11 protein-coding genes are annotated in these 13,359 nt (G+C 63.3%); 8 read left to right on the top strand and 3 right to left on the bottom strand.

Features of this window, described 5'->3' with window-relative positions:
* Positions 1-6 precede the first annotated feature (6 nt).
* Both TR36_RS06175 and TR36_RS06170 read right to left on the bottom strand, forming a co-directional pair.
* On the bottom strand, positions 7-774 hold the full coding sequence (locus TR36_RS06175; RefSeq protein WP_045389096.1) for an alpha/beta fold hydrolase: 768 nt from the start codon (positions 772-774) through the stop codon (positions 7-9).
* Entirely contained in the window at positions 771-1,730 is a 960-nt protein-coding gene (locus TR36_RS06170) for a threonine/serine dehydratase (RefSeq protein ID WP_045389099.1), read from the bottom strand. The genes TR36_RS06175 and TR36_RS06170 overlap by 4 nt, the downstream gene beginning before the upstream one ends.
* Before the next feature lie 121 nt (positions 1,731-1,851).
* On the opposite strand from TR36_RS06170, the gene TR36_RS06165 reads away from it, so the two are divergent.
* Both TR36_RS06165 and TR36_RS06160 read left to right on the top strand, forming a co-directional pair.
* Positions 1,852-3,627 (top strand): ABC transporter transmembrane domain-containing protein, encoded by a 1,776-nt coding sequence (locus TR36_RS06165; RefSeq protein ID WP_192841323.1) that lies wholly within the window; start codon positions 1,852-1,854, stop codon positions 3,625-3,627.
* 30 nt (positions 3,628-3,657) lie between these two features.
* A complete protein-coding gene (locus tag TR36_RS06160; protein ID WP_062762692.1) occupies positions 3,658-5,442 on the top strand; it encodes an AMP-binding protein in 1,785 nt (594 codons plus the stop codon).
* Between the two features lie 33 nt (positions 5,443-5,475).
* Here TR36_RS06160 and tldD read toward each other — a convergent pair whose 3' ends face one another.
* A complete protein-coding gene (tldD, locus tag TR36_RS06155; protein WP_045389958.1) occupies positions 5,476-6,897 on the bottom strand; it encodes a metalloprotease TldD in 1,422 nt (473 codons plus the stop codon).
* Positions 6,898-7,062: 165 nt separating this feature from the next.
* Here tldD and cyoE point away from each other — a divergent pair, with 165 nt between their 5' ends.
* The 6 genes from cyoE (at position 7,063) to TR36_RS06125 (ending at position 13,353) form a co-directional block, all read left to right on the top strand.
* The gene (gene cyoE, locus TR36_RS06150; RefSeq protein WP_062762689.1) at positions 7,063-7,995 is read left to right on the top strand and encodes a heme o synthase; all 933 of its coding nucleotides are present in this window, start codon (positions 7,063-7,065) and stop codon (positions 7,993-7,995) included.
* A gap of 109 nt (positions 7,996-8,104) precedes the next feature.
* Positions 8,105-8,719, top strand: a complete 615-nt coding sequence (locus TR36_RS06145) for an SURF1 family cytochrome oxidase biogenesis protein (RefSeq protein ID WP_062762686.1) — start codon at positions 8,105-8,107, stop codon at positions 8,717-8,719.
* A complete protein-coding gene (gene thrC, locus TR36_RS06140) occupies positions 8,716-10,101 on the top strand; it encodes a threonine synthase (RefSeq protein WP_062762683.1) in 1,386 nt (461 codons plus the stop codon). Before TR36_RS06145 ends, thrC begins: the two co-directional genes overlap by 4 nt.
* A complete protein-coding gene (locus TR36_RS06135) occupies positions 10,098-11,357 on the top strand; it encodes a pitrilysin family protein (protein WP_062762679.1) in 1,260 nt (419 codons plus the stop codon). The genes thrC and TR36_RS06135 overlap by 4 nt, the downstream gene beginning before the upstream one ends.
* Positions 11,357-11,941: a GNAT family N-acetyltransferase gene (locus TR36_RS06130; protein WP_045389117.1), complete on the top strand. Its 585-nt coding sequence runs from the start codon at positions 11,357-11,359 to the stop codon at positions 11,939-11,941. Before TR36_RS06135 ends, TR36_RS06130 begins: the two co-directional genes overlap by 1 nt.
* Positions 11,938-13,353: an FAD-binding oxidoreductase gene (locus TR36_RS06125; protein ID WP_045389120.1), complete on the top strand. Its 1,416-nt coding sequence runs from the start codon at positions 11,938-11,940 to the stop codon at positions 13,351-13,353. Before TR36_RS06130 ends, TR36_RS06125 begins: the two co-directional genes overlap by 4 nt.
* Positions 13,354-13,359 lie beyond the last annotated feature (6 nt).

Genomic DNA, 13,359 nt, shown 5'->3' with positions numbered 1-13,359 from the left:
TGCCGGTCAATGCCCGGTCTTGTGCAGGAATGCGATAATTTCATCCGCATAGGCGTCGGGCGCGTCCAATGCGCTGGCATGGCCGCTGTTCCGCAACATCGTATAGCTTGCGCCCCGGATCAGATCGGTGGTTTCCTGGGCAAGATCGGGGGGCACCAGGGCGTCATGCATCCCCGCGATGATATGCGTGGGCAGGGTAAGGGTGGCTGTGGTCGTATAAAGGTCTGCGCTGGCTTGTGCCGCAAGACACGCACTGCCGGCGGTGGCATCTGTCCGGGCAAGCATGGCTGCATAGTTTTGCGCCGCTTGTGTCGTTCTGTCCTTGCGGGCAAAGGCGCGGGGCAGCAGGGTGTCGGCCAGGGGAGCTGTGCCTTCGGCCACCTGCCGCAAATCCGCTGCAAGGGGCAGACGGGCCGCAGTATGGGACAGGATCAACCCTCGTACCAGATCCAGCCGCTTGACTGCCAATGCCTGTGCAACCAGCCCGCCAAGGCCATGGCCCAACACCACAGCATCCCGCACGCCAAGCGCATCCAGAACCGCCTCCACATCCCGGACAAGGGCGCCGAGGCCGAACGTCCCGTCTGGCAGGCCCGACGCCCCATGGCCGCGCATTTCAGGGCGGATCACCCGCCATGCGGACAGCCGGTGCAGAATGGGGTCCCAGTAATCCGCCGCCATTCCGATGCCGTGCAGCAGAACGACAGGGGCGGCAGACGGATCGCCGCCCTGTTCATAAGACAGGGCAAGCTCGGGTAGTAGCAGCAGGCTCATAGGGTATCCAGGGCGCGTGCAAACATCTCCGGATCAACGTTCCCGCCCGAGGCGACGCAGATCACGGTATCACCCTCTATATCATCCCCGTTGAACAGGGCCGCCGCCAGCGCCACGGCACCGCCCGGTTCGATCACGATCTTCAGGTGCAGAAAGGCAAGCGCCATTGCGCGAAGCGCTTGTTCGTCGGTGACAACCAGCCCAGGTCCGGCCAGCCGCTTCAGGATCGGAAATGTCAGCTGTCCCGGCTCGGGCGTGACAATCGCATCGCAGATGGATCGCCCGGCGTCGTTGCTCAGGATCCGGCCCGCAGCCAGCGAACGGGCGGTGTCGTCAAAACCGGCGGGTTCGGCCGGACGGACCCGCAGGGCAGACCCCTCTAGCGCCAGGGCTGTGCCAGAGGTCAAGCCGCCGCCACCGCAGCAGACGATGACATCGGCCTTCGATATGCCGGCCTCATGCGCCTGTTCCGCAATTTCCAGACCCATGGTGCCCTGACCGGCAATTACCTGCGGTTCGTCATAGGGGCGCACCAGTGTCAGCCCGCGTTCGGCGGCCAGGGCCTCGCCGATTGCCTCGCGGCTTTGTGTGTAGCGGTCATACAGCACCACTTCGGCCCCATAGGCCCGCGTGTTCGCGATCTTTTGAGCGGGGGCGTCGGCGGGCATGATGATCACCGCCGGCACCTCGTGCATCTGCGCCGCTCGCGCCACGCCCTGCGCGTGATTGCCTGAGGAAAATGCGATGATCCCGCGCGCGCGCACATCCGGCGCCAGCGCGGAGATGGCCGACCATGCCCCGCGAAACTTGAAGGATCCGGTCACCTGCAGGCATTCCGCCTTTACGAAGACGCGACGTCCGGCCACGGCGTCCAGCAGGGGGGAGTTCAGCAACGGCGTCCGGCGGATATACCCGCGCCCCCGTCCGGCGGCGGCTTCGATCATCTCGATATTCATGGACGCACTCCTTCATTATCATCGGGTTGGTGGTGCCATGCCAAAGCCCCCGACGGCAAGAGGCTTGCCGATCCGCAGTCACCGGCCTACACCCCCACCGTAGCGTGACGAAGGACAGATCATGGCCAGAAGCAGCAATACCGACCGCGCACCTTCCCGCAAAATGGGGGCGCTTCGGGCGCTGGTCCCGTTCTTGCGCCCCTATCGATGGATGGTTGCAGGGGTTCTGTTTGCGCTGGTTTCAACGGCCGGGGCAAGTCTGACGCTGCCCATCGCCACACGGCGGGTCGTGGATGCCTTCGGCACCAGCACGGAACAGTTGCTGGACGATTATTTTCTGGCGTTTCTGGGAATTGCGGCGCTGCTGGCCGTGGGGACGGGTGCGCGGTACTATCTGGTAACCCGGCTGGGAGAGAGGGTGGTGGCCGACATCCGTCGTGCGTTGTTCGACCGTGTGACAGGGATGAGCCCGGCCTTCTTCGAGAATATCATGACGGGAGAGGTCATTTCCCGCCTGACGACCGATACCACGCTGATCCTGTCGGTCATCGGATCTTCCGTTTCCATTGCGCTGCGGAACCTGCTGATGCTGATCGGCGGTCTGGTCCTGATGGTCTTTACCGCGCCCAAGCTGACGGGCCTTGTGCTGTTGCTGGTCCCGGCGGTCGTGGTGCCGATCGTGGTGATGGGGCGCAGGCTGCGGGTGTATGGCCGGGACAATCAGGAGTGGATTGCCAAATCCTCGGGCAATGCGGCGGAAATGCTGCAATCCAGCGCCACCGTTCAGGCCTTCACCCAGGAAGGGGCGGTTCGCGCCCGGTTTTCCGATCTGAACGAACGGGCCTTTGCATCTGCCCGCAAACGTATCGCCACGCGGGCCATCATGACGATGATCGTGATTTTTTTGGTCTTCGCCGGCGTGGTGGGCGTCCTGTGGGTCGGTGCCCGCGATGTGCGCGCCGAAGGGATGACCACGGGGGAACTGGTTCAATTCGTCATCTATTCGGTGCTTGTTGCCGGAGCAGTAGGGGCGCTGTCCGAAATCTGGGGTGAATTGCAGCGTGCGGCCGGGGCCACGGAGCGGCTGAGCGAGCTGTTGCAGGCCGAGGATACCGTAATCGATCCTGCCGATCCGGTTGCCATGTCGCGGCCGGTCCGCGGACAAATCTCGTTCGAGCATGTGGACTTCAGATATCCTCAGCGTCCGACACAGGCGGCGCTGGAGGATATGGTGCTGACCGTCAATCCCGGAGAGACCGTCGCGCTGGTCGGCCCTTCGGGGGCCGGTAAGACGACGGTGCTGCAGCTGTTGATGCGGTTCTATGATCCGCAGGGCGGTCGCATCTGCATCGATGGCGTGGCGCTGACCGATATGGCCCGTGCCGATTTCCGCCGAGATGTGGCGCTGGTTCCTCAGGATCCGGTGATCTTTGCCGCTTCGGCCCGTGACAACATCCGGTTCGGACGCCCCGAAGCGACCGATGCCGAGGTGGAGGACGCTGCCCGCGCTGCGGCTGCCCATGATTTCCTGACGGCATTGCCTGATGAATATGACACATGGGTCGGAGAGCGCGGGGTGATGCTGTCCGGGGGGCAGAAACAGCGTATCGCCATTGCCCGCGCCATCCTGCGCGATGCGAAGATCCTGCTGCTGGATGAGGCGACATCTGCACTGGATGCGGAATCCGAGGCGGCCGTGCAGCAGGCGATGGAGCGGCTGGCCGCAGGGCGCACCGTGATCGTGATCGCCCACCGTCTTGCCACGGTGAAGAAGGCGGATCGGATCGTCGTGATGGAACAGGGGCGGATTGTTGCCCAAGGCACGCATGAAAGCCTGATCGCCGAAGGCGCGCTTTACGCACGGCTTGCACGATTGCAGTTCAACACCGACAGTTGATCGGGTTCCCACAGCGCGGAGGATGCGCCCATGGCCTTTGCAACACGTGACGACCGTATCCGGATAGAGGCGGAGGGGACGTGGGACGAGCAGCCGCGCCCCGCCACCATCCGTGCGGCGCTGGATGAGGTCGTGGCGGCACATGGCGACCGCCCTGCGCTAAGCTTCCAGCTGCTGGCGGATCCTGCCTCCCGCTGTGTGACGCTGACGTGGACCGATCTGCGGCAACGGGCGGGGCAGGCGGCAAACCTGTTCCGGGCGCTGGGCGTGGGGCCGGAGGACAGCGTGGCACTGGTGATGCCCAACGCGGTCGAAACGGTTGTTGCCCATCTGGGCGCGGTCATGGCGGGGGTGGTTGTTCCGATCAATCCGCTGCAATCCTCGGCGCAGATCGCGGCGATCCTGCGGGACACGGGGGCCAAGGTCGTGGTGACGCTGAAGGCGTTTCCCAAATCCGATATCGCGGCACGTGTGGCAAAGGCCCTGGAACATGCGCCACAGGTGCGCACGGTGCTGGAGGTGGATCTGCGACCCTATCTGGCGCCGCCCCGGTCATGGATCGTGCCGTTGATCCGGCCCCGCCACAGGGTGCGCCACCGGGCAAGGATTATGGCCTTCAGCACCGCCATCGCCCAACAGCCTGTAATGCCCGCATTTCCTGATGACCGGGGGGACCGTATTGCCGCCATTTTCCATACGGGCGGCACCACAGGCACACCGAAGCTGGTGCGGCACTGGATGTCGGGAATGATCTATAACGGTTGGGTCGGACGAAGGCTGCTGTTCACGGCGCAGGATACGATCCTCTGCCCCTTGCCGCTTTTTCACGTATTTGCCTCCTATCCCGTAATGATGTGTGCGTTGTCGACCGGGGCGCATGTGGTGCTGCCGACGCCTGCGGGATATCGCGGCGAGGGGGTTTTCGATGCCTTGTGGCAGCTGATCGAACGTTATCGCGCCACCTATCTGTTTGCCGTCCCGACAGCCCTGTCGGTGCTGATGCAGCGCAAGGTGGATGCGGATCTTTCCTCGCTGCGCGTGGTGTTTTCGGGGTCGGCCCCGTTGCCCATGGAACTGTTCAACCGCTTTCGCAAGGTTGCGGGGGTAGAGGTAATCGAGGGGTATGGCCTGACGGAAGCGACATGCCTGGTGGCGGCCAACCCGCCCGACGGGGAAAAGAAGGTCGGTTCCGTCGGTCTGGCCATGCCCTATACCGATGTGCGGTTCGAGGCGGGTGAAATCCATGTGGCCAACCCCGGAACACGGGGGGAGTGGCTGGCGACCGGGGATCTGGGGCGGATGGATGATGACGGGTATATCTTCATCACCGGGCGGGCCAAGGATCTGATCATCAGGGGCGGCCACAACATCGATCCTGCCGAAATCGAGGAGGCGTTGATGGCCCACCCCGATGTGGCGATGGTCGGGGCCATCGGCCAGCCCGATGACCATGCGGGCGAGGTGCCGTGCGCCTATGTGGAACTGGTTTCGGGCGGGCAGGCGACGGAGGCCGAGCTTCGCGATTTCGCCCATAGTCGCATCGGAGAGCGTGTGGCACGTCCGCGGGTGGTCGAGATCCTGCCCGAAATGCCCAAGACGGCGGTGGGCAAGGTCTTCAAACCCGACCTGCGACGCCGTGCGATCGTGCGCGTTCTGGGTGCGGCACTGGAGGGAACCGGGGCGCAGGTTCTGCGTGTAGATGAAACGCCGGATCGCGGGCTGGTGGCGCGGGTCGGCGGGGCGGACCGGGATGCCGCGCAGAAGGTGCTGGACCGTTTCGCCCTGGATTGGACGTGGGACGCCGCGCCCCGCTGATATCCGGGGCACGGCGGGGCAGGGTCAGACAGGTCAGGTGGCAGAGCCGCCAATCGTCAGCCCGCCGATCATCAGGGTAGGTTGCCCTACACCCACGGGCACCCATTGCCCCGATTTGCCGCAATTGCCGATGCCCGGATCAAGTGCCATGTCATTGCCGATGGCCCGGATATGGCGAAGCGCGGTTGCGCCGTCACCGATCAGCGTGGCCCCCTTTACAGGTTCCTGCACGACGCCGTTGCGGACGCGGTAGGCCTCGGTGCAGGAAAACACGAACTTGCCGTTGGTGATATCGACCTGACCGCCACCGAACCCGACGGCATAGATGCCATCCTTCAAGCCGGAGAGGATCGCCTTCGGATCCTCGGTTCCGCCCGTCATATAGGTGTTGGTCATCCGTGGCATGGGAATATGGGCATAGCTTTCGCGGCGCCCGTTGCCGGTTGGCTCCACGCCCATCAGGCGGGCATTCTGGCGATCCTGCATGTACCCGACGAGCACCCCGTCATCGATGAGCACGTTGCGCGCACTGGGCGTGCCTTCGTCATCCACAGTCAGCGATCCGCGCCGGTCCGGCAAAGTTCCGTCATCCAGCACGGTGACGCCCGGTGCGGCGACACGCTGGCCCATCAGCCCGGCAAAGGCCGAGGTCTTCTTGCGGTTGAAGTCCCCCTCCAGCCCGTGGCCTACCGCCTCATGCAGCAGAATGCCGGGCCAGCCTGCCCCCAGTACCACATCCAGAACGCCGGCGGGGGCGGGAACGGCATCGAGATTCAGGGTGGCGATGCGGACAGCCTCCTGCACGAGCGGCTTCCAATGGGTGGGGTCCATCAGGGACAGAAGGCCATGACGCCCGCCGCCACCCATGCCGCCGGATTCGCGGCGGCCGTTGCGCTCCACGATGACGGATACATTCATCCGTGCCATCGGACGCATGTCGGTCAGGCGCAGCCCTTCGGGGCGCAGGATTTCCACTTCCTGAACGCTGGCCGAAAGCGTGGCCGAGACCTGGATCACGCTGGGATCAAGCTGCCGGGCATAGGCGTCGATTTCGCGCAGCGTATCGATCTTTACAGCAAAGGCGGCATCGGCGATCGGATCGATTGCGGCATACAGATGGCGATTGGTGCCGACAGGGGGCGGGGCGAGGGTGCCGCCCCCTGCGCCCACGGCAAGCCGTGCGGTTTCGGCAGCGCGACGCAGCGATTGTTCCGACACTTCCGTGGAATGGGCATATCCTGCAACCTCGCCCCGCACGGCGCGCAGTCCGAACCCCTCGGCGGCGTCATAGCTGGCGGTCTTGATCCGGCCATCATCCAGCACCAGGGCCTCCGATCGGCGCCGTTCCAGAAAAATCTCGCCATCATCGGCGCCCGCAACGGCGTCACGCAGGATCGACAGCGCCTGCCCTTCGTCCAGAAGAGTTTCGAAGGGGCGGAAGGGGCTGTCAGTCATCATATCCTCGCAGAATGGTTTCCGAACCAATATGTGTGTTGCGGCGGTGGTCACAACGGCTAAGTTTGCCTTGCTTGGGCGATATGTCCCATTGCACAACAGGCGGGGCCGGGTCAGAAGTGCTGCCCAGCCTGACCGAGGCGCCGATCTTCAAGGACCGCCAGTATGAGTGATATCCGCAGTTTCGACGGCGCACCCGAGGCCGGCATCCGCGATTACTTCGCGTTGCTGAAGCCGCGGGTGATGTCATTGGTGGTGTTTACCGCTTTTGTCGGGCTGCTGGTTGCACCCCAATCGGTCAATCCGGTGGTCGGGCTTGCCTCCATCTTCTTTATCGCACTGGGAGGCGGGGCCTCGGGTGCGCTGAACATGTGGTGGGACGCCGATATCGATGCGGTGATGACCCGGACGCAAAGCCGGCCGATTCCCGCAGGCAGGGTCACCCCGGGTGAGGCGATGTGGTTCGGCCTTACGCTGTCGGTCCTGTCGGTGGTGATGCTGGGCGTGACCGCGAACTGGTTCGCGGGCGCATTCCTGGCCTTTACGATCTTTTTCTACGTCGTGATCTATTCGATGTGGCTGAAACGCTCCACGCCGCAGAACATCGTGATCGGTGGGGCCGCCGGGGCCTTTCCGCCCATGATCGGCTGGGCGGTCGCTACGGGTGGAGTCTCGATCGAGAGCATTCTGATGTTCGCGATCGTGTTCATGTGGACGCCACCGCATTTCTGGGCGCTCGCGCTGTTCATGAAAAGCGATTATTCAAAGGCCAAGGTGCCCATGCTGACGGTGACGCATGGGCGGCGTGTGACGCGGGCGCATGTGCTGGTGTATACGCTGCTACTGGCGCCGCTGGCTGTCGGGGCTGCCTTCACCTCCATCGGTGGGCCGATCTATCTGACAGTGGCGGTGGTGCTGAACGCCTTGTTCATCTGGGGCGGCTGGTGCATCTGGCGGCGTGACGAAACGGCAGCCGAGGCCGATAGCTACAAGATCGAGAAAAAGGTCTTCGGGTTTTCGCTGATGTATCTTTTCCTGCATTTCGGGGCGTTTTTGGCCGAAGCCGCGCTGAAACCCTGGGGCTTTGGAGGCTGGTAATGCGGCGTAATCGCGGGCTGGCCCTGGTTCTGGCAGCATTCGCGGCACTGGTGTTCACCATCGCCATTGCCAAGATGATCGAACCCGCCCCTGTGCCTGTGGAGGCGCGGTGAAGCGGCTTCTGGTGGTGCTTGGCGTGGTGGGGCTGCTTCTTGGCCTGACATTGGTCATGCTGGATGTCCGCGACGAAGAACGGGCGCGGGCGCAGATCGCACTGGCCGAGGTGGCGCTGCAAGGACTGCCCGAGACGATTCCCGATACCCCAGATCCGCAGCAGGATGCCTTCCGGGCCGTACGGGTGCAGGGCGTGCTGCTGGATCATGTGGATCTGTTATCCGTGACAGACCCTGTCATGGGGGCGGGGTACAGGGTGCGCCAAACTCTGGACATGGGCGATCGCCGGATCATCCTTGATCGCGGGTTCATCTATGAGGCGTGGCGGGATGATGCACTGACCGCCACGAACGTCGAGATGAACGGCACGCTGGTCTGGCCCGCCGGGCTGACGGCATTGAGCGAAAAGCTGGATGCAGGCCCCGTGATGGTCATAGCTGCCACGCCGACGGGGGATGGCATCATGCCGGTGCCGGTCGATCCTGCGGCGTTTGTTCCGCGCCATGCACGGCCTTTGTGGTGGTTCGTGTTGGCGGGCCTATGGGCGGGCGTGACTCTGGTTGTTCTGTGGCGTATCAAGCGGCGTGGCGAAGGAAGTTTGACGCAATGAAATATGTATCGACCCGTGGTAAAGCCCCCGCTCTGACGTTCGGTGAGGCGATGATGACCGGCCTTGCCCGTGATGGCGGCCTGTATTTGCCCGAAACCATTCCGACCTTCACGGCAGAGGAAATTGCCGGTCTGGCAGGTCTGCCCTATGAGGAGGTGGTGCTGCGTGTGATCCGCCCGTTCGTGGCCGAAACATTCTCGGACGACGAACTGGTGCCGTTGATCGCTGCGGCCTACGCCGGTTTCGCGCATGAGGCGCGCGCGCCATTGGTGCAACTGGCGCAGAACCATTTCCTGCTGGAGCTGTTCCACGGGCCGACGCTGGCGTTCAAGGATTTCGCCATGCAGCTGATCGGTCAGCTGATGCAGGCCGCGCTGGCAAAGTCGGGAGAGCGGATCACGATCGTGGGGGCCACCTCGGGGGATACCGGATCGGCCGCGATCGAGGCGTTCAAGGGCCTGCCGAATGTGGATGTGGTGATCCTGTTCCCGAAGGGCCGCGTGTCCGAAGTGCAGCGCCGCCAGATGACGACACCGGCCGAACCCAACGTTCACGCCTTTGCGCTGGAAGGGGATTTCGACGATTGTCAGGCCCGCGTGAAGGATATGTTCAACGATTTCGCATTCCGGGACGATGTCCGTCTGGCGGGGGTGAATTCGATCAACTGGGCGCGCGTTCTGGCGCAGGTCGTCTATTACTTTACCGCGGCAACCGCGCTTGGTGCGCCACACCGTCCTGTCAGCTTTACCGTGCCGACTGGAAACTTCGGTGACATCTTTGCCGGATACATCGCGCGCCGCATGGGGCTTCCGATCGAGAAGCTGGTGGTTGCGACCAACCAGAACGACATTCTGCACCGCGCCCTGTCCACCGGTGAATACCGGCCCACAGGAGTTGTCCCGTCGATGAGCCCGTCGATGGACATTCAGGTTTCGTCCAACTTCGAACGGGCCCTGTTCTACGCCTATGACGGCGAGGGCAGCGCCGTGTCGCAACTGATGGACGAGATGAAGACTGGCGGCTTTGCCATCAGCCAAGGCGCGCTTGCCGCCTTGCAGGACACCTTTGCATCGGGCCGTGTTTCCGAGGAGGAAACGGCAGAAACCATTCGCCAGACGCTTTCTGCCACCGGAGAGCTGCTTTGTCCGCATTCGGCTATTGGCGTTGCGGTGGCGCAACACCATCTTGGCCCTGTGCCCATGATCACGCTGGCAACCGCACATCCGGCCAAGTTCCCCGATGCCGTTGAGGCAGCAGGGGGCGTCCGGTGTGAATTGCCGCCGCATATGGCAGATTTGTTCACCCGCGCCGAACGGATGACCGAGGTTCCGAATGACCTAGGCGCGCTTCAGACCCTCGTTCGCGAAAGGATCGCTCTTTGACGACCCGCCTGACCACACTTCCCAACGGATTCCGCATTGTCACCGAACAGATGCCGGGGCTTTTGTCCTCTTCCATCGGCATCTGGGTGCAGGCGGGCGGGCGGCACGAGCGGGCCGAGCAGAACGGCATTGCCCATTTTCTGGAGCATATGGCCTTCAAGGGGACCAAGCGCCGGACGTCGCTGCAGATCGCCGAAGAGATCGAGGATGTCGGCGGCTACATCAACGCCTATACCAGCCGCGAGATGACCGCCTATTATGCGCGGGTTCTGCAGGCCGACGTGCCGCTGGCGCTGGATGTGATTTCGGACATCGTGCTGAACCCGGTTTTCGACCAGCGGGAGATCGAGGTGGAGCGGGGCGTGATCCTGCAGGAAATCGGGCAGGCGATCGATACCCCCGATGACATCATCTTTGACTGGCTGCACGAGGCATCCTATCCCGATCAGGCGTTCGGGCGCACCATTCTGGGACCCGAGGCGCGGGTGGAATCCTTTACACGTGAGGATCTGCGCCGGTTTGTGGACGAGCATTACGGCCCGGACCAAATGATCCTGTCGGCGGCGGGGGCGGTCGATCACGATGCCATCGTGGCCCAGGCCACCGAAATCTTCGGTGATCTGAAGCCGGTTGGTACGAAGCCGGTCCAGCCTGCCAAATTTGTCGGCGGAGAGCGTCGCGAGGTAAAGACGCTGGAACAGGCGCATTTCGCGCTGTCGTTCGATGCGCCCAGCTATCGCCACGATGATGTCTATGCGGCGCAGGTTTACGGCATGGTCATGGGGGGCGGGATGTCATCGCGCCTGTTCCAGAAGATCCGTGAGGAGCGTGGTCTGTGCTATACCATCTTTGCCCAGTCGGGGGCCTATGAGGATACGGGGCAGATTACTGTGTATTCGGGCACCTCGGGTGAGGAGGTTGCCGATCTGGCCGGTCTGACGATCGACGAGATGAAGCGTGCTGCCGAGGATATGACCGAGGCCGAAGTTGCCCGTGCGCGGGCGCAGATGAAGGCCGGTATGCTGATGGGGCTGGAAAGCCCATCGGCCCGTGCCGAGCGCATTGCCCGCCTGCTGGCGATCTGGGGCCGTGTGCCCGAGGTGGAGGAATCGGTGGTGCGTGTGGATGCCGTCACGGTGGAGGATGTGCGGGGCTGTGCCGAACGCCTGCTGACCGCGCCATCCGCGCTTGCGCTGTACGGCCAGATTGCGAATGCGCCTGATCTGGAGGTTATCCGACGGAGGCTTGCTGCCTGATGTTGGGGATTAGACGTGGCCACCGGATCGAGACCGAACGGCTGACGCTGCGTCTGCCGCAAAACAGCGATTATCCTGCATGGTCGGGGCTGCGTGAAAGCAGCGCCGACTTTCTTCATCCATGGGATCCGATCTGGTCGCCTGACCATCTGACGCGGCGGGCATTTACCAATCGTGTGGCGTGGTCGGCGCGCTCGGCTTCGGACGGGTCGGCGCTGCCGCTCATGCTGATCCGCCGCGAAGATCAGACGCTGGTCGGGGCGATCACGCTGGACAACGTGCGGCGCGGCCCTGCCCAAGCGGGAACGCTGGGCTATTGGGTGGGGCAGCCCTTTGCCCGGCAGGGGTTCATGCGTGAGGCGATTCTGGGCCTGACGCATCATGCCTTCACGGTCATGGACCTCAGCCGGTTGGAGGCTGCCTGCCTGCCGGAAAATGCTCCCTCCAGGGGGGTGCTGGAGAAATGCGGTTTCAAATACGAAGGGGTGGCCCAGAGTTACCTGCAGATTGCGGGCCGCTGGCGCAACCATGTTCTGTATTCCAACCTTCGCAATGACAGGCGCGGGCGAACGGGGGCACGATGACCGATCTACGTTCGGCAGATGCGGCGTTTCTGCAGAAGCTGGAGGAGCAGCTGCCGCCCGATACGATACGTGCGGCCGAACCCAGACATCTGACGGAACCACGCGGCCGGTTTATCGGACAGCCCACTGCAGTGGCCATGCCAAGGACTGCCGCGGAAACATCGGTGATCGTGAGCGCCTGCCATGCAGAGGGTGTTGCGATCGTGCCGCTGGGGGGTAGTACGGGGTTGGTCGGCGGGCAGGTGATTGTGGAGGGTGCGTTACCTCTTCTGATCTCTACCGAGCGGATGAACCGGATACGGGCGATCTATCCGGCGGAAAATGCCATGGTGGTCGAAGCCGGTGCGATACTGGCGGATGTGCAGGCGGGTGCTCAGGATGCGGGACGGTTGTTTCCACTGTCGCTCGGGTCCGAGGGCACGGCGCGGATTGGCGGACTGCTGTCCACCAATGCAGGCGGATTGAATGTATTGCGCTATGGAATGGCGCGGGATCTATGTCTGGGGCTTGAGGCTGTTCTCCCTGATGGGTCGATCCTGCACGGCCTGCGCCGCCTGCGTAAAGACAACACGGGCTATGACCTGCGGAACCTGTTGATCGGGGCCGAGGGAACGCTGGGGATCATCACCGCTGCGAGTTTGCGGTTGTTTGCGCGACCCGCCAATGTGGCGACGGCCTATCTGGCTGTAACAGACCCCGCGGCGGCGTTGCGGCTTCTGGCGCTGACACAAACGCGGCTGCCGGGGATGATTGACGCTTTTGAATTGATCGCCCGGCGCAGCTTCGAATTTCTGAACGAGCATCTGCCCGATGTGCGACAGCCTTTTGCCGAACCACCCGAATGGTCGGTCCTGATTGAAATCGGCTTGCCCGCCTCTATGGATGCCGGTGCCGAGATGGAGGCCTTGTTCGCCGCCGCGCTGGAAGAAGGGCTGGTTCAGGACGGGGTGATCGCGGCATCCGAAGGGCAACGCGCCGCCTTCTGGACGTTGCGTGAATCCATCCCGATCGCGAATGTGAAGGTCGGGGCCATTGCGAGCCATGACATTTCGTTGCCTCTGTCCGCCATTCCGGATTTTGTGCGCAAATCCGGGCAGGCGCTGGAGGGTTATGGCATCCGTATCAATTGCTTCGGGCATATGGGGGACGGCAACCTGCATTATAACCTGTTTCCGGCAATCGGGCGGGTAAAGCAGGATTATACCAGTGTTGCATCGGACATGACGCGGATCGTCCACGATCTGGTACACGAACTTGACGGATCGTTCAGCGCGGAACACGGGCTTGGGCGTCTGAAGGTTGGTGAATTGGAGCGATACGGCGATCCGGGGCGGATAGGGGCGATGCGGCGCATCAAGGATGCGCTGGACCCGAGGGGGATCATGAACCCGGGCGCTGTTCTCAGGCGCTGAAACGAA

It is taken from the genome of Falsirhodobacter sp. alg1 (assembly GCF_000739715.2).
GTDB lineage: Bacteria > Pseudomonadota > Alphaproteobacteria > Rhodobacterales > Rhodobacteraceae > Falsirhodobacter.
Note: the sequence above shows the minus strand (reverse complement) of the source record. Positions and strands in the feature narration are given on the sequence as shown.